The sequence below is a fragment of the Neptuniibacter sp. QD29_5 genome, assembly GCF_047778125.1.
GTDB lineage: Bacteria > Pseudomonadota > Gammaproteobacteria > Pseudomonadales > Balneatricaceae > Neptuniibacter.
In genome coordinates this window covers 2,424,198-2,444,332 of the sequence record NZ_CP180556.1, presented here as the reverse complement: position 1 = coordinate 2,444,332, position 20,135 = coordinate 2,424,198, and the positions used below count along the sequence as shown (strand labels likewise).

At 44.5% G+C, this 20,135-nt stretch carries 24 protein-coding genes, 1 pseudogene and 1 riboswitch; of the genes and pseudogenes, 16 read left to right on the top strand and 9 right to left on the bottom strand.

From position 1 onward, the window contains the following. Positions 1–25 precede the first annotated feature (25 nt). Together ACMXYR_RS11600 and ACMXYR_RS11595 are read left to right on the top strand one after the other, a co-directional pair. Complete coding sequence (locus ACMXYR_RS11600; protein WP_415885366.1) at positions 26–670, top strand: hypothetical protein; 645 nt, start codon at positions 26–28, stop codon at positions 668–670. Positions 671–910: 240 nt separating this feature from the next. Continuing rightward, positions 911–1,717, top strand: coding sequence for a hypothetical protein (locus ACMXYR_RS11595; RefSeq protein ID WP_415885365.1), 807 nt, complete (start codon positions 911–913; stop codon positions 1,715–1,717). Here ACMXYR_RS11595 and ACMXYR_RS11590 read toward each other — a convergent pair. Beyond that, positions 1,714–2,025, bottom strand: a complete 312-nt coding sequence (locus tag ACMXYR_RS11590; RefSeq protein WP_415901708.1) for a hypothetical protein — start codon at positions 2,023–2,025, stop codon at positions 1,714–1,716. The two genes, ACMXYR_RS11595 and ACMXYR_RS11590, sit on opposite strands and share 4 nt — an antisense overlap. 122 nt (positions 2,026–2,147) lie before the next feature. On the opposite strand from ACMXYR_RS11590, the gene ACMXYR_RS11585 reads away from it, so the two are divergent. The 3 genes from ACMXYR_RS11585 to ACMXYR_RS11575 all read left to right on the top strand — a co-directional run bounded on the left by ACMXYR_RS11585 (position 2,148) and on the right by ACMXYR_RS11575 (position 4,768). Beyond that, on the top strand, positions 2,148–3,554 hold the full coding sequence (locus tag ACMXYR_RS11585; protein ID WP_415901707.1) for an ATP-binding protein: 1,407 nt from the start codon (positions 2,148–2,150) through the stop codon (positions 3,552–3,554). A 5-nt stretch (positions 3,555–3,559) separates the two neighbouring features. Continuing rightward, positions 3,560–4,186, top strand: coding sequence for a response regulator transcription factor (locus ACMXYR_RS11580; protein ID WP_415901706.1), 627 nt, complete (start codon positions 3,560–3,562; stop codon positions 4,184–4,186). Positions 4,187–4,312: 126 nt separating this feature from the next. After that, a complete protein-coding gene (locus ACMXYR_RS11575) occupies positions 4,313–4,768 on the top strand; it encodes a DUF6515 family protein (protein WP_415901705.1) in 456 nt (151 codons plus the stop codon). A 197-nt stretch (positions 4,769–4,965) separates the two neighbouring features. Here the strand turns inward: ACMXYR_RS11575 and ykgO are convergent, their stop codons facing one another. After that, positions 4,966–5,109 carry a type B 50S ribosomal protein L36 gene (gene ykgO / locus ACMXYR_RS11570; protein WP_415885360.1) on the bottom strand — a complete coding sequence of 48 codons (144 nt, stop codon included), beginning with the start codon at positions 5,107–5,109 and terminating at the stop codon, positions 4,966–4,968. 17 nt (positions 5,110–5,126) lie between these two features. Then, positions 5,127–5,378, bottom strand: a pseudogene (locus ACMXYR_RS11565) (type B 50S ribosomal protein L31). A gap of 154 nt (positions 5,379–5,532) precedes the next feature. Between ACMXYR_RS11565 and ACMXYR_RS11560 the strand changes: the two are divergent. Together ACMXYR_RS11560 and ACMXYR_RS11555 are read left to right on the top strand one after the other, a co-directional pair. Beyond that, entirely contained in the window at positions 5,533–5,757 is a 225-nt protein-coding gene (locus ACMXYR_RS11560; RefSeq protein WP_415901704.1) for a hypothetical protein, read from the top strand. Positions 5,758–5,936: 179 nt separating this feature from the next. Next, on the top strand, positions 5,937–7,316 hold the full coding sequence (locus ACMXYR_RS11555; protein ID WP_415901703.1) for a class II fumarate hydratase: 1,380 nt from the start codon (positions 5,937–5,939) through the stop codon (positions 7,314–7,316). 97 nt (positions 7,317–7,413) lie between these two features. On the opposite strand, the gene ACMXYR_RS11550 is transcribed toward ACMXYR_RS11555, so the two are convergent. The 4 genes from ACMXYR_RS11550 to ACMXYR_RS11535 form a co-directional block, all read right to left on the bottom strand. After that, complete coding sequence (locus ACMXYR_RS11550; RefSeq protein ID WP_415883852.1) at positions 7,414–7,761, bottom strand: RidA family protein; 348 nt, start codon at positions 7,759–7,761, stop codon at positions 7,414–7,416. A gap of 7 nt (positions 7,762–7,768) precedes the next feature. Next, positions 7,769–8,845, bottom strand: a complete 1,077-nt coding sequence (gene alr, locus ACMXYR_RS11545) for an alanine racemase (RefSeq protein ID WP_415901702.1) — start codon at positions 8,843–8,845, stop codon at positions 7,769–7,771. Positions 8,846–8,889: 44 nt separating this feature from the next. Continuing rightward, on the bottom strand, positions 8,890–9,270 hold the full coding sequence (locus ACMXYR_RS11540) for a Rid family detoxifying hydrolase (RefSeq protein WP_415901701.1): 381 nt from the start codon (positions 9,268–9,270) through the stop codon (positions 8,890–8,892). Between the two features lie 86 nt (positions 9,271–9,356). Beyond that, entirely contained in the window at positions 9,357–10,613 is a 1,257-nt protein-coding gene (locus tag ACMXYR_RS11535) for a D-amino acid dehydrogenase (protein ID WP_415883855.1), read from the bottom strand. A gap of 140 nt (positions 10,614–10,753) precedes the next feature. Here ACMXYR_RS11535 and ACMXYR_RS11530 point away from each other — a divergent pair, with 140 nt between their 5' ends. The 3 genes from ACMXYR_RS11530 to ACMXYR_RS11520 all read left to right on the top strand — a co-directional run bounded on the left by ACMXYR_RS11530 (position 10,754) and on the right by ACMXYR_RS11520 (position 13,452). Then, on the top strand, positions 10,754–11,248 hold the full coding sequence (locus ACMXYR_RS11530) for an Lrp/AsnC ligand binding domain-containing protein (RefSeq protein ID WP_415883856.1): 495 nt from the start codon (positions 10,754–10,756) through the stop codon (positions 11,246–11,248). 484 nt (positions 11,249–11,732) lie between these two features. Next, a complete protein-coding gene (locus ACMXYR_RS11525; protein ID WP_415903645.1) occupies positions 11,733–13,106 on the top strand; it encodes an alanine/glycine:cation symporter family protein in 1,374 nt (457 codons plus the stop codon). Positions 13,107–13,230: 124 nt separating this feature from the next. Next, a complete protein-coding gene (locus tag ACMXYR_RS11520) occupies positions 13,231–13,452 on the top strand; it encodes a hypothetical protein (protein ID WP_415901700.1) in 222 nt (73 codons plus the stop codon). Positions 13,453–13,537: 85 nt separating this feature from the next. Here ACMXYR_RS11520 and ACMXYR_RS11515 read toward each other — a convergent pair whose 3' ends face one another. Both ACMXYR_RS11515 and ACMXYR_RS11510 read right to left on the bottom strand, forming a co-directional pair. Beyond that, entirely contained in the window at positions 13,538–13,948 is a 411-nt protein-coding gene (locus ACMXYR_RS11515) for an STAS/SEC14 domain-containing protein (RefSeq protein WP_415901699.1), read from the bottom strand. A gap of 50 nt (positions 13,949–13,998) precedes the next feature. Continuing rightward, positions 13,999–14,694: a hypothetical protein gene (locus tag ACMXYR_RS11510; RefSeq protein WP_415901698.1), complete on the bottom strand. Its 696-nt coding sequence runs from the start codon at positions 14,692–14,694 to the stop codon at positions 13,999–14,001. A gap of 187 nt (positions 14,695–14,881) precedes the next feature. Beyond that, a riboswitch (cobalamin riboswitch) is annotated at positions 14,882–15,105 on the top strand. Positions 15,106–15,198: 93 nt separating this feature from the next. Between ACMXYR_RS11510 and ACMXYR_RS11505 the strand changes: the two genes are divergently transcribed. From ACMXYR_RS11505 to ACMXYR_RS11480, 6 genes are read left to right on the top strand one after another with little or no spacing between them, the layout of a single operon-like run. Continuing rightward, positions 15,199–15,999: a DUF4198 domain-containing protein gene (locus ACMXYR_RS11505; protein WP_415901697.1), complete on the top strand. Its 801-nt coding sequence runs from the start codon at positions 15,199–15,201 to the stop codon at positions 15,997–15,999. Positions 16,000–16,014: 15 nt separating this feature from the next. Next, positions 16,015–16,635, top strand: coding sequence for a cobalt transporter CbiM (gene cbiM, locus ACMXYR_RS11500; protein ID WP_415901696.1), 621 nt, complete (start codon positions 16,015–16,017; stop codon positions 16,633–16,635). Next, positions 16,628–17,230, top strand: coding sequence for a hypothetical protein (locus tag ACMXYR_RS11495; RefSeq protein WP_415901695.1), 603 nt, complete (start codon positions 16,628–16,630; stop codon positions 17,228–17,230). Before cbiM ends, ACMXYR_RS11495 begins: the two co-directional genes overlap by 8 nt. Next, complete coding sequence (cbiQ, locus tag ACMXYR_RS11490; protein WP_415885345.1) at positions 17,214–17,996, top strand: cobalt ECF transporter T component CbiQ; 783 nt, start codon at positions 17,214–17,216, stop codon at positions 17,994–17,996. Before ACMXYR_RS11495 ends, cbiQ begins: the two co-directional genes overlap by 17 nt. Next, positions 17,993–18,685 (top strand): energy-coupling factor ABC transporter ATP-binding protein, encoded by a 693-nt coding sequence (locus tag ACMXYR_RS11485; protein ID WP_415901694.1) that lies wholly within the window; start codon positions 17,993–17,995, stop codon positions 18,683–18,685. Before cbiQ ends, ACMXYR_RS11485 begins: the two co-directional genes overlap by 4 nt. Continuing rightward, complete coding sequence (locus ACMXYR_RS11480) at positions 18,685–20,064, top strand: MFS transporter (protein WP_415901693.1); 1,380 nt, start codon at positions 18,685–18,687, stop codon at positions 20,062–20,064. Before ACMXYR_RS11485 ends, ACMXYR_RS11480 begins: the two co-directional genes overlap by 1 nt. The last annotated feature ends 71 nt before the right edge of the window (positions 20,065–20,135 follow it).

The following is a 20,135-nucleotide window of genomic DNA, read 5'->3' as shown; positions in this document are numbered from 1 at the left end:
CACGAAGTAATAAGCACCCTCGCTAATGATTTTAGATCGAAAACAGATAAGCTCGTTCTGGGAACAGCTGCAGGATACAATTGAGCAGCTGCTATCCAGTCGTAGTGATGACCGTTTTGATGCTGAGCCGCTTTTAACCCAGTATCGTGAGCAGTTGCAAAAAATTGATCGTAACCTTACGTTCCATTTTCAAAGTGATGAAGATCAGGATGGGGCGATCGAAATGGTATTCGGTTGCGATGGCTTTCCTGAGTCCATTCAGTCAGTGTTGAGTCTAATTGGTGCTGCTCCAGACCTAACAGGCATTGAGTTTAAAGCGTTTAATAATCGCTATGACCCTGTGCCGCTTACGATCAATATTGGCGATGAATTCTGTGAACTATCGGATTTTTGGTTCCGCATAGTGATCGTAGAAAAACGTCTACATTTAGAGATCTATCTGGAAGATGCGCCAAAAGTGCTGGATATGGATCCACGGGTTGAAGCCGTTATGATCTATCTAGATGCATTGATTGGTGAGTATGAGCTAATGACGCGCGTCTGGGCATTGGATTGGTTCGAACTGCCAAAGTCACCAGAGGATTATGGTTTAACTAAACTGGTTGATCTGCGTGAGCGTTTTGATGAGCTTAAGAAAGGTGTTTCACCTATAGGTATGACGCTTCACTAGAAGAAAGCCTGTCGATAACTACCCTATATGACAGGCTGCTTTCTTGGCTCTAATTGTCCGACAAAATATAGATACTGCCTTCTTCCTCTTCGATCGGTTTGTCAGAGCCCTGTTTCCATGCGCGCATTTTTTGATTTCCTTAAGTTTTTTTGTTGCTTCCTTAGTAACAATCGACCATTGTCATAGTAACCTTAGTGTTAAATGCTAATCTTGCAAATTAATTTATAAATTAGGTGCCTTATGAGTGGATTACTGACAGCCTTGCTGGAAGATGTGCGTGCAGAATATGTGGCACGAATGCAGGCAAATGGTTGTTCAGAACCTTATCTAACAGCAGAACGTTTGTGTCATGAGGTTCTATTTATTGAAGCGGATAGGCTCGCTGAGATTATTGAACAAGATCCGACTTTACTTGCTGCACGAGCAGGTGATCTGATCATGAACCGCCAAGAAAGTGAAAATCCATCTGTCGGAGTTATTATTTGCTGCAATATTTTAGCGGCAGCGTTAGAGGGATTGTTAGCTGTTGCTGTCGAAAGAGAGTGGCTTGATATTGATGAAGAGGGCAATGTCTTGGTTGATGAGGAAGAGTTGAATCAAGACTCCCAATACTCAATCGATGTTGATTACAGTACTTCTGAGGTGGCTACTCGGAATATCGCTTTAGGTGGTGCGAGTAAACTCTCCGGCATTTTTTCGGCTGCGGAATCCGCATTCTTAGATGCGTTGCAGGAAAACTCCCGTAATAAAGATGCTTATCAGCAAGCGCTAGATATCTCATCTGATTACTCTGTTTTTGCTCCTGAAGAGATAGCGCCACTGGTTGCTGAGAACCCACTTTTATTAGGACTTAGGCCAGAGGACCTAATTGATGAAGATCTATTCGAAGGTGATCCACCTGCAGGTTTGATCATTAGTGCTCACCTTACTCAAATGATGCTGCAGCAGATGTTGGAGCTAGGTGTGGAACATGGTGTATTAGTGCTTGATAGCAGTGGCCATATCATCGTTCCAGATGAGCCTAAAGAGCCGCCAACTCTTCATTAGACTGTAATATGTAAACTATGCGCGGCTGAATGATGTTTGATATTTAGTTCGCGCCTGCCATCATACTGGTAAATCTCTAACTCGCTTGGTTTTGTCTCACCCTTATGCAGTGCCGATGCCCGTTCGGTGACATGCCGATATATCTCCACAAGCTCTTTTCCTTGTGTTATTTGATGAGCTTTCAGTAAAACTTCCTTGAATTTCGTATTCTCTCTGTTTTCTGGAATACCAATGCGCCTGTTCTCGGTGTGTACGGGTTTGCTGGGATAGACATGGGCTATCTGCTGGGTAGACAATGCTATTTTCACAAGACTGATCCTAGGTTTAATAGTTATTTTTATAGTAGGAAATAGGGTCTAAACCGAAAATATGCATATACCCATATGGGATTTGCACAAGTAGAGTTAAAGTCGTGGTAAAGAATTCAGAAATGGGATTTTTTCAATATAAGTTGGGCCGAAAGCTTGTCCTACGAGTGGTACTGTTTAGCTCCTTGGTGACATTAATTCTCACGGTTATTCAGTTTGGTTTTGAATTTCGTCAATTGACTCGTAAGTTAGATCAAGTGCCGCAATTTATTGAAACAACCATGTCTCCAGCGATTGCAGAATCAATATGGAAAGAAGATAGGGCGCAGCTGCATAAGCTGCTTCAAGGGATCAATCAGTTAGAATTTGTTGATGCTAATAAACTGCATTTGGCTGATGGGGAACGCTTGGAGTATGTTGCCAATGAATCTATAAACTCAAGAACCTACCCCATAAATATCCTGCGTGAAGAGAAACAGCTTGGGACGATAGAGCTAGTCGTTAGTATCGACGCAATCTTCAGTCATATGCTAGGTCAGCTCTATATTATTCTTATCAAAAATGGTTTTAAAACAGCATTTGTTGTTTTCTTTATGTTTATCCTTTTTCGTAGTCTTGTCGGTCAACACCTTTTGAGGATGATCAACTTTATGAAGCAGCAGAAAGAGGAGGCTGATCAACCTATTTTGCATCTAGACCGGACTCAAAATGAAAAGCCTGATGAACTCGATGAACTTGCCAATTCTTTTAATCAGCTAATTCAGCGAATTGAAGAAGAGCATAAAGCTAAGCTTCATGAGATTAATCAACGTCAGGAAGCTGAAAACCAAATTGTGCATTTAGAGCGAGTGGGAACTATGGGGCAGCTGGCCACAGGGTTAGCTCACGAACTTAATCAGCCACTAGCTGGTATTATGGGGTACTCAGATATTGCATTGCGATTAAGTAAACAGGGCAGTGCTGATCCAAAATTACTTGAGTGCCTTACTAAAATTGGCGATGAGGCAGAACGATCTGCCAAAATTATTCAGCGGACGCGGTCATTCATCCGTCGTGAGCCTGTCAAAGAAGAGGTCATTAATTTCACCGAAGTGATTCAGCAGAGTATGGATATTATGTCCCATCGAGTGTTGCAGGCGGGTGTGAAGGTCGAATTTAATGAGACACAAACCGCTTGGATAAGAATGAGTCGTACACAGATACAACAGGTGTTGGTAAACCTAATTAACAACGCTGTAGAAGTGTTAGAACATCAAACTGATTCTAAAGTTGAGCTGACCTTGTACAAGGAGGATGAATATACCTGCCTATCTGTAATAGATAATGGCCCAGGCTTTGACAAAGAAATACAAGCGCATCTGTTTGAGCCTTTTAGAACCACTAAGGAAAACGGTTTGGGATTGGGATTAGTGATTTGTAGAAACTTAATCGAAGCGGCGAAAGGCAAGTTAACTGCCACGAACCATCTACCAAAAGGGGCGGAATTTATTATCCGTCTACCCATTGTTGAAGAAAAGGACGTTGAGTAAGCGCCATGACAGAAAATCAGAAAGGTACTGTTTTTGTAGTCGATGATGATTCCACGCTTAGGGATATGATTCGCATGATGGCTGAATCTGATGGCTATGAGGTGCGGGACTTTATCGATGCCACTAGTTTTCTAGAAGCTTTTGATGCTGAACAACCGGGTTGTTTAATCTTAGATATTCGAATGCCGGGTATGAGCGGATTAGCTCTACAAGATGAATTGATTAAGAGAAAGGCTTTAATCCCGATAATCTTCATTACTGGTCATGGTGATGTTGAAATGGCGGTTGAGTGCATTCAAAAAGGTGCTTTGGATTTTCTTGAAAAGCCTTTCCGTGAAGCGAAGTTGCTAGAGAAAATTGAACAGGCAATTTTAAGTGATCAACAATCTAGAGAAGAGCTTGCTGAGAAGTCCTTAGTCCAGCAGCGCTTAGATTCGTTGACCACAAGAGAAACAGAGATAATGCACTTTGTCGCCCAAGGTTGTGCTAATAAAGTGATTGCCATCGATCTTGGAATTGCTCAGGGTACAGTTGAGATCCATCGTTCCAGAGTAATGCATAAATTGGGCGTGAGAAGTGTTGCTCAGTTGATGCGTTTACTTCTGGTAGCTGGCTTACTTGAAGATCAATAGTTTTCCATAGTTATCAAGATGCAGCCAGCTTTGCTGACTCTAGTATGCACTTTCCGGTATATCGCAATTTAATTGCTCGGCTTATCATTTTTCCAACTTAATCATTTACTGAGTTGGAGAAAGGTCATGAACATCAAAAGTTATCTTGTAATTGCTCTGACAGCTACTGTGCTTACCGCGGCGTTACCTGTGGTAGATGCTAAGGTTGATGGGGTGAATCTAGGTGGATCTGCTCGGGCTGATTGGGAGGATAATGATGACGCTCGTCAGGCTGCTCGAAGAACAGCACGCAGAATGGATCGTCGTGATGATGCAAGAGATGCAAAGCAGGTTACAGTTTTGCCAGGTGGTTGTTATACGCAGGTTATATCAGGTATAGCTTACCAAAACTGTAACGGTGTTCTGTATCAGCAAGTACCAGGCCAAGTCAGTTACGTAGTTGTGCAACCTGCAGGAATTTTAAATACTTTGCCAGCTGGCTGTATATCTAAAACGTTGGGCAACTCGATGTTTTTTGAATGTGGAACCCAAGCCTATAAAGCAGTTGTGATGAATGGATCGACTGTTTATCAATTACAGTAAACTTAAAACGAAAAGATCTTTGTTGATGCAGGATGGTAGCACAGTTGCTTTGTGCATTACTTATGTGAGATGGCAAGATAAAAGCAGGGCCGTTAATACAAGCGCACAGCGAACGATCATTTAACTATCTATTTTTTAAGAGGTTCCTTAAAAGATAGTTAGCTTGATCTATATACACAAGAAACGCTAACTCGAGGTTAGCGTTTCTTTTTAGCGCTGCCTTGGCGGGCTTTGAAGCGCGGGTTTGATTTACAGATCACGTAAAGCTTGCCGCGACGCTTTACCACCTGACAGTCAGGGTGACGGTTTTTAGCTGTTTTTAAAGAGCTTAATACTTGCATGAGAACACCCCATTCACTTAACGAGCGTGTTTACCGAAACGTTTATTGAACTGTGCAATACGGCCTTCAGATTTCGCCTGACGTTTCTCACCGGTATAAACAGGGTGCGATGCACTAGAGATATCTAGTGTGACAAGCGGGTAAGTATTGCCATCTTCTCAAACAACAGTCTGAGAAGATTTAACAGTTGAGCGAATTCGAAAATCCTTACCACAGCTAGTGTCGCGGAAGATAACGTAGTCGTAATCAGGGTGAATACCTTTTTTCATTTTTGCCTATCTCTTAAATATTATGTCATAACATAATATATTATTGAGAATCATTTTCAATCTCATTTTCTTTAATTTATTGCGGCGTCTGTCTTGAAGAGAAATAAATCTAATGTATGGTGATAGTAATTATCATTTATGTTTGTTTGTTTTTATGTCGCAAACAGCTCCGTTTGATTCGACAATTAACGAATATCTGCAACATGTCCAGAAGCAGATACGTTTTGCAAAAGAACCGGACAATCCAAGTTTGATTAGTCATTACTTGGATATAGATACATGCCGGCAGAAGAGTGTGGAATCGCTGAAGCAGCACTATGAACGTCAGTTCCGTCTATTGTTAGATACGGTAGCGGATGAACTAATACCTAGTCATTGACGTTGTTGCTGCCTAGATAACATCAATAAGCCTCTTGGCCAATTGGCGCGGCTGTTTGCAAATAATCAAGATGGGCAGGCTTACCTATGCAAGCTTAAGTATGAGCTGAACATGACCTGTCATTACGTACTCTCAGGTCTAAGCCGTTAACCACAGTCAGGAAAATAAGGATAAATAAGATGAGTAAGACACGTATAGCTAAAGACAGTATGGGGGAGCTAGAAGTACCTGTTGATGCTTTGTATGCAGCCCAAACGCAGCGTGCTGTGAATAATTTTCCTGTGAGTGGTCAGCCGATGCCAGAGGCATTTATTCGCGCTTTGTTACAAGCGAAAGCTGCGGCAGCGAAAGCGAATGTCACGCTAGATCAAATTCCAGAGAAGATGGGTAGTGCGATTGCTCAAGCGGTTGAGCAATTGCTAAATGAAGATGAGCTGATGCGTCACTTTCCGGTAGATGTGTTCCAGACAGGTTCTGGTACAAGCTCCAATATGAATGCTAACGAAGTATTGGCTGCAATTGCGTCTGATATTTATGGCGACAATGTAGGTGCAAACGATCACATCAACTGTGGTCAAAGTAGTAACGACATTATCCCATCCAGTATTCATATCAGTGCTGCAGTTGAGCTATCTGAGCAGCTGTTACCGGCGTTGGAATATCTACAGAAAGCGATTGAGGATAAAGCTGCAGCCGTTGATGGTTTTGTAAAGACGGGGCGTACTCACCTGATGGATGCGATGCCGGTTCGGATGAGTCAACCACTTAACGGCTGGGCGACTCAAATTAAGCAAAATATCCATCACCTAAAACAGATTCAGCCAACTTTGCAGAGCCTTGCACAAGGCGGCACTGCCGTAGGTACAGGCATTAATGCCCATCCTGAGTTTGCTAAAAACTTTAATGCAGAGCTAAGCCAACTTACCAGTTTGGAATTTACGCCGGCAGATGATTTCTTTGCGCATCTTGCTTCACAAGATGTCGCGGTTGCACTGTCTGGTCAACTGAAAGCGACGGCTGTCTCTGTGATGAAAATCGCCAATGACCTGCGTTGGATGAACTCTGGCCCTCTAGCTGGCCTTGGGGAAATCGAATTGGAAGCGCTTCAGCCAGGTTCTTCCATCATGCCGGGTAAAGTGAATCCCGTTATTCCAGAAGCAGCAGCAATGGTGTCAGCTCAGGTGATTGGTAATGATGCTGCCATTACCGTAGCAGGCCAGTCGGGCAATTTTGAATTGAACGTAATGTTGCCTTTAGTGGCGAGCAACTTACTCAACAGCATCAAGCTGCTAAGCAACGTAAGCCGTCTACTAGCGGATAAAGCAATTGCCAGCTTCAAGGTGAATGAAGATCAGCTCAATAATGCGCTGTCCCGTAATCCAATTTTGGTAACAGCTCTGAATCCTATTATTGGCTATATGAAGGCGGCAGAGATTGCGAAGCAGGCTTATAAAGAGGGACGACCTGTCGTTGAAGTTGCGGCAGAAAACACAGATCTTTCAGTAGAAGAGTTACAGAAATTACTCGATCCAGCCAAGTTAACCCAAGGCGGTTTATAGATGACAGTTAAGTAGATCGTAAAATAAAAAAGTAGTAGCTGGAGTAGAGTTTTCTGGCGAATATTGGGGATCATTTGATCCCCTTTTTTATTGCTTATTAGTAAGCCGCTGTAACAGATAGCTCAACTAGAATTTCTGGGCGAGCCATACGCGCTTCAACACATGCACGTGCTGGTTTTTCTACGTCAGCAACCCATGCATCCCACACAGCGTTCATTGCCGCGAAGTCTTTCATATCGCGGATATAAACGGTTACAGAAAGGATCTGATTACGGCTGCTGCCAGCTTTAGCTAGTAGATCGTCAACCTTATCTAGGCAGCGTTGTGTTTGTTCTGCAATGTCCCACTGTGCTTCGCCAGCAGTTTGACCGCATAGGTAAACGGTGCCGTTGTGCTTAACAATACGGCTCATGCGATCAGTAGATTCAATACGTTCAATACTCATTGTGTTCTCAAATATATTTCTTATGTACGCGGCGGGTAATGCCGGTAAATAGGGTGTAAGGGATAGTGTCGCTGCACTTGGCAATCTCAGTTGCAGGAAGGTTTTCCCCCCACAGTTCCACATGGCTGCCAACATTAGCCGTCGGGATATCTGTCAGATCTACTGCCAGCATATCCATGGAAACGCGACCAATGATCTGTGTTTTATGGCCATCGACCAAAACAGGTGTGCCACTTTTAGCATGACGCGGATAACCATCGGCATAACCGATTGCAACTGTGCCGATCTTGCTCGGGCGGCTGCATCTCCAGGTTTGGCTATAGCCAACAGGTTCACCCACCTCAAGTTCACGCACAGCGATCACTTCAGAGCTCAGGGTCATCGCTGGGTGCAGTTGATCGGCAAGTGGTTGTGACTCAGCAAATGGCGTTGCGCCGTAGAGCATAATGCCGGGACGCTGCCAATCTCTGCGGGCATCTTCATGCGCGAGTGTCCCTGCTGAGTTGGCTAAGCTAACCGCTGCATCGAGAGTTGCGGCTACTGCATCAAAGCGTTGGATCTGTTCATTGGTGGCAGAAAGCTCAGGCTCGTCAGCGGATGAGAAGTGGCTCATCAGAACTACTTCTTTGACCTGTTCTAGCTGAGACAGCTTTTCAAAAGCGGCAGCATAATCTTCTGGCTTCACGCCTAGGCGGTGCATACCACTATCCATTTTTAGCCAAGCGCTAATAGGTTTCTCTATATCAGCTTTAGCCAGAATATCGATCTGTTCCACGCTATGAATAGCGCACCATAGCTCTTTATCAGAGATATAGTTCAGTTCATCGGCTGAGAAGAAGCCTTCTAATAGAAGGATTGGTTTGTTGATGCCCGCTTCGCGAAGCTCTACTGCTTCTTCAATACACGCAACACCAAAACCATCGGCTTCATCTTCTAGGGCCTGTGCAACTTTAACTGCGCCGTGACCGTAGGCATCAGCCTTGATAATGGCTAACGCTCCTTGATCGGGGGCTGCAGATTTAGCTAAGCGATAGTTATGTCGAATAGCGTCTAAGTTAATGGTTGCTGTGGCTGCTCTAGCCATACTCACTCCGGACTGTTGGTTCAGATGGTTTCGTTTGGTTGGTTTTATACAACCATAACAGCTTCAATTTCTATGTCAGCGTCTTTTGGTAACGCTTTTACTGCATAAGCTGCGCGAGCAGGATAAGGGGCTTCAAAGTATTTCGCCATGATTTCATTAACTTGCGCGAAATATTCTAGGTCGGAAAGCAAAACAGTGATCTTTACGAAGTCGTTTAAGTTACCGCCAGCAGCCTCTGCAACAGCTTTAAGGTTTTCGAAAACTTGAACCGCTTGGCTTTCAAATGAATCAGTTACCATCTCCATTGTTGCTGGGTTCAACGGGATCTGGCCAGAGATATAAACAGTGTTGCCTGCTTTTACTGCTTGTGAATAAGTGCCAATCGCAGCAGGTGCTTTGTCTGTGGAAACTGTAACTTTCTGCATAATTTTATTCCTGTAATAAAAAAGGAGATACCGGACAGTGGGAGCATCCGGTTCTCCGAAAATAGTTGTTATAGGGTGATAAGTATTTAGGCGTAGCGCGCGAGCGATAGGCCTTCTTTGTCAATATCTGGAGCGGTGTTGCTAATGATGTCAGACACGTATTTGCCCGAGCCTAGCGACATGGTCCAGCCTAGTGTGCCGTGACCCGTATTAAGGAATAGGTTCTCAAATTGAGTCTCACCTAAAATTGGTGTGCCGTCCGGTGTCATTGGACGTAACCCCGTCCAGAACTCAGCATTCTCTGTGCAACCGCCACCAGGGAAGAGATCGTTAACAACGAACTCAACATTAGCTTTACGCTTCTCTTCCAGCTCTTTGTTATAGGACGCGATCTCGGCAGTGCCGCCAACACGAATACGATCATCAAAACGTGTCACCGCAACTTTATAAGTCTCATCCATCACTGTAGATGTTGGCGCTTTGCTTTCATCAATAATCGGCAGTGTTAGTGAGTAGCCTTTAATTGGGTAAACAGGTACTTTTAGACCGATCTTAGAAAGTACAGGGGTAGAATAGCTACCTAGTGCAACAAGATAAGAATCGGCTGTCATGGTGCCGCGCGAAGTGGAAACGCTTACGACCTGATCGCCTTCAGTGTTTATATTCAGAATGTCGGTTTTCATAATGAATTCGACACCCATCTTTTTACACTCATCAGCCAAGGCATTGGTGAACTTGAAGCAATCGCCTGTTTCATCACCTGGTAAGCGAAGGCCACCTACGATTTTTTCCTTAACATTCGCGAGGGCAGGTTCATACTCGATACAGCCATCGCGATCTAAGCTTTGGAAATCTACGCCGCTCTCTTCTAGAACAGAGATATCTTTCTGGGCATCTTGCATCTGTTTATCTGTTCTAAACACTTGCAAGGTACCTTTAGTGCGCTGGTCGTAGTCTATATTTAATTCATTGCGCAGATCGATAAAGCAATCACGGCTGTATTCAGCAAGGCGAACCATGCGGGCTTTATTAGTGTGGTAAGCGCTTTCTGTGCAGTTAGATAACATTTTGGTCATCCACGCGAGAGTTTGCGTATCAACGTCGCGTCCGCTGATCATAAATGGCGCTAAATCTTGCATTAGCCACTTAACAGCTTTTAGGGGAATACCGGGTCCGGCCCAAGGAGCAGAGTAACCAGGAGAGATCTGGCCAGCGTTGGCGTAGCTTGTTTCTAACGCGACATCGACCTGTCGATCGATTATAGTTACCTTATGGCCAGCCTTGGCTAAATACCAAGCGCTCGTTACGCCAACCACTCCTGCACCTAAAACCAGTACCTGCATAATGTGACCTCATTTTCGTATTTTTTATGTTAATGAGAAAACACTAGTTTATTTGGTTTTTGCCAGTGTAAGGCGCTAAAGTTTGGCTATAATACAGAATAATAACCTGCATATTTTACTTTCATAGTGGATATCAATGCATGACAAATAGTAAGAAACGTACGCTAGATCGCTTAGATGTAAGCATTTTGCGTACTTTGCAAAACGATGGGCGAATTAGTTACGTTGATCTTGCAGAGAAAGTCGGCTTAAGTTCGACGCCCTGCATAGAGCGTGTGAAGCGATTGGAAAAAGAGGGGTATATAGAAGGATACTATGCCCGCTTAAACCCACAGTTGCTTGAATACAATATGTTGGTATTTGTAGAGATATCTCTCTCTTATCAAACACCAGATGCATTCCAGACGTTTAATAAGGCGGTTGAACAGCTGCCTTATATATTGGAGTGCCACCTAGTTTCGGGTGATGCAGACTACCTTCTAAAGGCGCGTATTAATGACATGTCTGAATACCGTGCTTTATTGGGTGATATGCTTTTGACTCTTCCAGGAGTTAAGAACTCTAAGAGTTATATCGTGATGGAAGAGGTAAGAGAAACACTGGAGCTGCCAATTAAGTTTAATGTTAATCGTTAACTTAAGTTTTTCGTAACCTCTTAAAGAAGGTGCAATATCAGTGATCTGATTTGCACCTTTTTTTATGCCGTTTTCTATGGGTATACGGCCCTGACAGCCCTTCTTGCCTCTTTTTTGGTTTATTCCACTGCAAATATTGAATTAAGCAGTTTTTATCACTGAATATTTTTTTAATTCAAAGCCATTTTCTGGCTTCTTTCTAATATCGTAGTGCGCAGTTCTATTCGTAGCATGGAGGCGGGGGCTGCTGGGCTACTTACCCTTGGCAGGATAAGGTTGTTTGATCTTTGGCCAGGTGTGTATACATCTCCTCTGTATCAAAGAGCCAGGCGAGCACACTAAGCCCCGTCTCGCTGCGAAAAGAATAAGAGCAGGTTGCTGTGTTTAAGAAATCGCTAACGCCTTTAGGAATTAGCGAACTGAAAATAGAAAATAACAGAGCAGTTATTTCCCTCGTAGAAAAAAACAATATAGAGGAATCATGATGGAAGCATTGACCGGATTTATAAGTGCGGTTAACGGCATCGTTTGGGGTCCAATGATGCTGGTACTAATTTTAGGTGTAGGATTATTCCTACAGCTAGGTTTGAGACTAATGCCAATTCTGAAATTGGGCACTGGTTTCAAATTAATGTGGAGCGGCCGAAATACGGCTGAATCCGAAAAAGGTTCTGGTGAAATCTCACCTTTCCAAGCCTTGATGACAGCAATGTCTGCAACGGTAGGTACCGGTAATATTGCCGGTGTTGCTACGGCTGTATTCCTAGGTGGTCCAGGTGCTCTGTTCTGGATGTGGTGTACTGCGCTAGTTGGTATGGCGACTAAGTTCTCTGAGGCTGTATTGGCGGTTAAATACCGTGAGGTTGATGAGAATGGCAACCACGTTGGTGGTCCAATGTATTACATCAAAAATGGCCTAGGTAAAAAATGGGCGTGGATGGGTACAACTTTCGCGGTCTTCGGTACGATCGCAGGCTTCGGTATTGGTAACACTGTACAGTCTAACTCTGTAGCTGATGTTCTAGAAGCAAACTTCCAGATGCCAGCATGGGTGACTGGTGTAATCCTGATGGTACTTACTGCAGCTGTATTGCTGGGTGGTATTAAGCGTATCGGTGCGGTTGCGGGTGCTTTGGTACCTTTGATGGCAATCAGCTACCTTGTAGCAGGCTTAGTTGTTCTAACAATTAATGTTGATGCGATTCCTGCTGCTCTAGATCTTATCTTTACTTATGCATTTACTGAACACGCTGCTGAAGGTGGTTTCGCTGGTGCTGCTGTTTGGGCTGCGATCCAGTTCGGTGTGGCGCGTGGTGTATTCTCTAACGAAGCAGGTCTTGGTTCTGCTCCGATTGCTCACGCAGCATCTCAAACTAAGGATCCAGTTCGTCAGGGTCTAATCGCAATGCTAGGTACATTCCTGGATACAATCATCATCTGTTCTATCACTGGCTTGGTTATCATCACTTCTGGTGTATGGACTGACGGTGTATCAGGTGCAGCCCTAACATCTGCCGCTTTCGCAGATGCGCTTCCAGGTGTAGGTAACTACATTGTTGCTATCTCTCTAGCGATCTTTGCTTTCACTACAATTCTAGGTTGGAGTGTTTATGGCGAGCGTTGTGCTGAATACCTATTTGGTGTGAAAGTGATTATGCCTTTCCGTATTCTATGGATTCTGGCTGTACCGGTAGGTACGTTGATCAGCTTGGACTTCGTATGGCTACTAGCGGATACACTAAACGCGATGATGGCTATTCCAAACTTGATTGCTCTGGCGCTATTGAGCCCAGTTGTATTCAAGTTGACTCGCGAATACTTTGAAGCTCAAGTAGCTTCATCGTTAGAAACAAAATAAGTCAGGCTCTTTATTTTGTAACTAAAAAGACCGGGTATTGCCCGGTCTTTTGCTTTATAGCGTTTGGCTTTTGCTATGCAGCCGTATACTGTGTGGGTAGTTCTATGTAGTAAGTGAGGCCAAGATGGAAAAGAAAGACGGCAAAACTATATATAAAATTATAAAAGCCTCTGGATTAGACGATGCTACACCTCAAGCTGAGGTTGCGCCTGATACCCAAGTGATCGAAATAGATTTAGAAGAGGTGTTTCTGTACGGGAATCTGGACTTTGTAGATATGCCGCAAGAGCTGCGCGATGCTCTGTATTCGCAAATGGTTTCTAGCGGGATGCTGACGGTGCACTAACTTGGATATGGCTGATTGTAGATATAACTGATTTTGATATAAATAGGGCCATCATAAGATGGCCCTAATTGTTTATACTGTGTTCTTATCCGCCGAATGGATATAGCGTTTCTTCTTCCTCATCGTCTTCATCTTCATCGTTAATCCAACGAAGCGCTTCGAGGAGCTGAGTCATTCGATAATGACGCATTTCACCTTGAGTAAGTAGATCGCCTACTTTGGTCATCCACTCGGTCCATTTAGGATCACCGACGATCGCGATACGGTAAAAATCGTTTGCGTGGTGTGTGCCGAATTTAAGATCTTCCCATAATGCACCGGCTTCAAAGCCTGAAAAATCTGGAGCAAAAGTAATCAGCAGACGAACTTCAGGATGCGTGTTCTTTACATGCTCAAACAGCGGTAGGAATGTTTCGGTGTAATCGCTGGCTGTCAGAGTGTCATTCGCTTGCAGGACGATAATATCGCCTGTTGTTTCAGGAAGTACATAGAGCATGGCAGATGCCTTATTCGGATCAAAAGGACGGATTATAAAGGCAAATAGGGCTAGAAGGTAACTCCAAGCCCAATTGTGATTATAGTGTCGAAATCATCTTCCTGAAGGTCGTAGGGAAGTTCTAGCAGGGTATGTAAGGTTAAATTTTTAGAAAGAGGGTGATCGTAACCGATAATGGGGAGCACCTCTTCGAATTCAAAGTCTTTAACCGAATCATCATTGCTATATAGACGCATTGTTGGTGCTTCAAGCTCGAGGTTGAGTTTGCCTTCGCCTAGGCTTTGGCTCCATTTGATAGTTGGCTCAATCTCTATTTCACGAATTTCGAAATCACCATCAAGGTAGTAATCGATCTCTAGTTCAAACCCAGCCTTTAAGCCATTATCAAACGAGGTGTAAAACTTTGGCGTCAGTTCTGCGCTTTCTGTGTTGGTATCTATCGTTCGATCAAATTCGTGTACGAGCTTTAACGAGCTGTTTTCGCTCAGTTTCCATTTATATTCCACTTGCCAGGTTAAATTCTTCCCATTATCCAACCCATTCCTTGGAACATATATGTACTCAAGATAAGTACCAAAATTGCCTTCTTTATATTGCAGGAAGGGTTTGTAGGCATAGTGACCTCTTTGGGCTTCTGGTTGGTACTCGGTAGAAAAACTGGCGTACCAGTCGGCTTGTGTATGTATGGATAAGCCGGTTAGTAGGGCTGTTACAGCAATAAGGACGGAGGATCTAAGCGCACACATATTCTGGAGCCCTCTTTAATGCTTGGCGTTCTTATTATTAGTTCCGAAAAGAAGGTGCTTAAACCCTAGTTTAGTTGGGATTTAAATATTTACGTTATTCATGACCACTGGAATAGAACTCAATTGCAAATAAGGGGTATGGCGGGTAGAGTTGTGCGCTTATTAGGTCGTACATATGTACAGGCTGAAATTGATGCCCAAATGAGGTCACGGGTAGCAATTTTGATAGCCCGGGAAGTTGGTGAGCTTATGAGCCAGGATTCAATAGCGATCCCAACACTGCCCCCGCAACGGTAAATTGGTTATATCAACTTTGATGCCACTGTATCTTGGATATGGGAAGGTAAGTTGATTGAAGGTAAAGCCCTTCGCTGATGAGTCCGGATACCAGCCTAATAGTTGTTTACCGTGGTGTTGCGGAGGGCTTCACCGAGTAATTGTTTGGTTTGTCTAAACATACTTATCCTCCCAACTCCGACAATATTTCATGTTGGAGATTTTTTTGTGCTTAAAAAATTAGCGTTTTCAGTTGCAGCAGGCGCTGCGCTCTATTCTTCTATTGCATCAGCTCACTTCCAAATGGTTTATACGCCAGAATTACTGCGTGAGCGTGGTGGTCAGATCAACCTGAAAATGCCATTTACCCACCCTGCGGAAAGTGGTCATGTGATGCAGGTTGAAGCGCCTGAACAGTTCTATGTAATCAAAAAAGGTAAGAAAACAGAGTTACTAGATTCTGTTAAATCATCTCAATGGACCAGCGCTGATAATACCGGTACCTCTTTCGAAGCTGATGTGAAACTACGCGGTCTAGGTGACTACGTGTTTGTTCATCAAATGGCACCTTATTTTGAAGAATCTGAAGATATCTATATTCAGCAAATCACCAAATCCATTGTTAACGTAGGTAGCTTGCCGACAGATTGGAATGAAGATTTTGGTTTGAAGGCTGAGATTGTTCCTTTGACTAAGCCTTACGCAATCTATGAAGGCGGTACGTTTACCGGCGTTGTTAAAAGTGAAGGCAAGCCAGTTCCATTCGCCGAGATTGAAGTGGAATACGTGAACTATGAGCCTGATATGAAAGCTAACACTTTCGCTAAAGAGGCTAATATGGAAGTTCCAGTTGATGCGTTTATCACACAAACAATCTTTGCAGATGCGAATGGGACTTTTGTGTTTGGTATCCCTAAAGCGGGTCAGTGGGGCTTTTGTGCATTGGGTGTAGGTTCTGACAAAGAGCATAAAGGTAAAGAACTTTCCCAAGATGCTGTAATCTGGGTTCAGGCTCACTCAGTTAAATAATTTAGGTACACCAAGATGCACATTGTAGATGGCGCTTTGTCGGGTTCGGTGTTAGCAACGGGTGCTGCTTTGACAGTAGCTGGGGTAGCCTTAGGTTTGAAGAAGATGGATTATGATCATCTTCCTCAAGTAGGTGTGCTTTCGGCCGCTTTTTTTATCGCTTCTTATATCCACCTGCCTATTGGTTTTTCCAGTGTGCATCTTATCCTAAACGGATTGATCGGCTTAGCGTTAGGCTGGGCCGCTTTCCCTGCGCTTTTAGTTGCCCTGTTTCTACAGGCCGTGTTCTTTGGCTTTGGCGGATTCCTCGTCTTAGGGGTGAACGCGGTCAATATCGCGTTACCTGCGGTGCTGGTGTATTACCTCTGCCGGCATGGAATTGGTTCGCCATCGCCTAAAGTTGCTGCCACTTGGGGAGCTATCGGTGGCGCAGGTTCGATTGTGATAACCACTATCATGGTGGCATTTTCGTTAATGCTTTCGGGCGAGGCTTTCTTGCTCGCAGCTAAAGCGACCTTTGTTGCGCATATTCCGGTCATGATTGTAGAGGGCTTTGTCACTGCGGCAGCTGTGTTACTGATTCGTAAGGTAAAGCCTGAATTCTTTGGTCTCGATGAGGAACGCGCTTATGGCTAAGTTATTAGCGCCATGCATATTACTATTGAGCTTAATTTCAGTTGGGGCACATGCCCATAATGTTGTCGGTGGTGTTTACGCTATTGGTAACACGATTGAGGGCGAAGTTGGTTTTTCTAATGGTGATATGGCTGCCGAAGGTACAAAAATTATCGTATCTGATGCGGCTGGTAATGAATTGGGTAAAATCGTAACCGATGCTGATGGCTTGTTTGTATTTACGGCTCAGCAGCGAATTGATCACCATTTCTTTGCCAATCTGAGCGCAGGTCATGTGCTTGAAATTTCCCTGCCGGCTGATGAACTGCCAGATAGCTTACCCGGCGGTAATGTCGCAATGAGCGCTTCGGGCAATAGTGGTGAAACTCCACAGTTCAATGGTGATCAAGTAGCGCTGCAGGCGATGATCGAAAAAGCGGTAGCAAAACAGGTCAAACCTCTACGTCAGGAATTGGCAGCCTATAAAGAGAAGGCAGGTCTACAAGATGTGATTGGCGGTATCGGCTATATCTTTGGACTTTGCGGCTTAGGTATCTGGTGGCGCCAACGTCAGAAAGAGAAACAGCAGGAAAAGGAACATGCCTCAGTTTCTTGAGCATAGCGGCACCTCATGGAAGGGGCAGAAGGTTAAGCACGATCAATCGTTGATTGATCGCCTCGACCCGCGCATGCGCGTTATCTTAGTGACGCTGTTTGCGTTTGCGACAGTGCTTTCACACAACTTTTTTGTTTTAACTACAGCCGTTATCGCCGGTTTTATGTTGGCGGTGCTAGCTCAGTTAAATGTTAAACGTACCCTTCGTCGTGTGATCGCGATGGATATGTTTATGATCTTTTTGATCATCCTGCTGCCTTTCACTACCCCAGGCGAAACCTGGTTTACCTTGTTTGGTTTATCGGCGAGTAAAGAGGGTTTTTTTCACGCCCTCATGATCCTTTTGAAAGCACATGCCGTGGTATTGGCGTTGCTTGCTTTAGTCGGAACGATCAGTGCTACCACACTAGGACATGCGTTAGCGCATCTAAGGGTTCCCGATAAACTTGTACACCTTATGTTGTTCACGGTGCGCTATCTTGAAGTGATCGGGCAAGAGTACAAAAGGATGCGTAGAGCCATGCAGGCACGTGCCTTTGTGCTTCGTACCGATATGCATACATGGCGTTCGATTGGTTACCTAATTGGCATGTTGTTAGTGCATTCATTAGAACGCTCTGAGCGGATTATGGATGCGATGAAGTGTCGTGGTTACAAAGGCCAGTTTTACCTGTTTGATGATATGCGCTTAGGCAGTGAAGATTACCGCTTCTTAGCGGTGTTTGTGCCTTTTCTTTGCATTTTGACCGGATTGAATTTCTTATGAGTGAACAAAACGCACTAATTAAAGTAACCGGTTTAAGTTATCGCTATCCACGTCGTGGAGTGGTTTTAGATAACGTAGATTTTACTCTTAATGCAGGCGAAAGGGTCGCATTAACTGGCCCAAATGGTGCGGGTAAAACAACCTTGTTGCATTTATTGGTGGGCTTAAAGAAAGCTAAAGCCGGAGAGATCTGGGCGTTTGGTGAAACGCGTAGCGAAGAAAAGCAATTCATCGATGTGCGCGCGCGCGCGGGCTTCCTATTCCAAGATCCGGATGATCAATTGTTCTGCCCAACGGTTCTGGAAGATGTGGCGTTCGGGCCACTCAACCTTGGCAAAAGCCGTGAAGAAGCACTAAAGATAGCCAGCGATACTTTAGCGTCATTAGGTATGGAAGGTTTTGAAGAGCGTATTACTCACCAGCTGTCTGGCGGTGAAAAACGCATGATTACTTTGGCTTCGGTATTAGCGATGGATCCTGAAGTGCTGTTGCTGGATGAACCGAGTAATGCCTTAGATACCGAGGCACGCCAGAGGTTAATCGACACCTTGCTAGGTTTACCGCAAGCAATGATCATCATCTCCCATGATTCAGATTTTATTGCCCAACTGGCAACGCGTGAAGTTCGATTAAAAGATGCAAAACTTAACGCTGTCACGGTTGCTGAACCACAGCTGGAAAGTGCTTAATGGAAATTTTTCAGCCCCTTAGTAATACTGCGTTTCGTTGGCTTTTTCTTGGCCAATTAGTCTCGCTGGTGGGTACAGGGCTGACTACGGTTGCTTTGGCACTGTTGGCGTTTGATCTAAACCCCAGTGATGCTGGCTGGGTATTAGGTGTAGCCCTAGCAATTAAAATGGTCGCTTATCTTTGTGTGGCGCCTGTTGTGGGTGGTTATGCCAGTCAGCTACCACGAAAGAGATGGTTGGCTGGGCTGAATATTGGTCGAGCAGCGCTGGTGGCCTTAATGCCGTTCTGTCAGGAAGCCTGGCAGCTGTTTCTGTTGATGTTTCTGCTAAATGCGATGGCCGCAGGTTACACCCCGGTCTATCAGGCGTTATTGCCTGATGTACTGCCCGATGAAAAAGAATATACCCGAGCGCTATCTTTATCGCGGTTAGCGATGGAGATGGAAAGCTTATTAAGTCCTGCATTAGCGGCTTTCTTACTGTTGTTTACTAGCTATGCCTTGTTGTTCGAGTTGAATGCAGTTGGTTTTGTTATCGCAGCGTTGTTTCTTCTACTCGCGGTTGTTCCAGCAAATACAGTGAGTGATCGTAGCGGTGGGGTTTGGAAAAAGGTTAGCTTTGGGGTGCGTAGTTATCTTAAAACGCCACGCTTACAGGCGGTGTTGTTGCTCAATCTAGCGCTTTCCGCTGCTGGTGCGATGATCATCGTAAACACAGTTGTTTATGTGCGTGCGGTGTTGGGTTTATCCGAAGAGCAGGTGCCTTTGCTGATGCTATCAGCAGGCGTAGGCTCAATGATAGCGGCGTTTATCTTGCCTAAACTGCTTGAGAGTGTTCATGACCGCCCGGTGATGTTTATTGGTGCTGGATTGTTAATTATTGCTCTTTTAGCAGGTTTAATTGGTCTAGGGTATTGGGGATTATTTCCAATCTGGTTTGTGATTGGTATTGGTACAAGTTTGATCCTTATTCCTACAGGGCGGGTAGTCAGAAACTCCTGCCAAGAGAGTGATCGTAATGATTACTTCTCAGCGAATTTCGCCCTGACTCACGGCATGTGGTTGTTAGGTTATCTGCTTGCTGGATGGCTCGGTAGCCGCTTGGGCATGGACGGTGCTTTCCTTGGTTTAGCTTTATTGGCAGCGCTAGCGTTGGCTGCCGCGATGATAGTGTGGAAGAAAGATGATCAGCATGATCTATGGCATGAGCATCCAGAGATGGACCATCTGCATCCCCATGTACACGATGAACATCATCAGCACGAACACGAAGGATGGGAGGGGCCGGAACCACATGTGCATCCCCATTATCATCCGAAGCAGAAGCATAAACATAGATTTGTTATCGACGAACATCACGCACATTGGCCAAAACAATAGTACGCTGGCCTAGATGCCCGATTACGGCGTTAAATTTTTTCTCAAGATGCTCATTTACAACAGTAAACTCC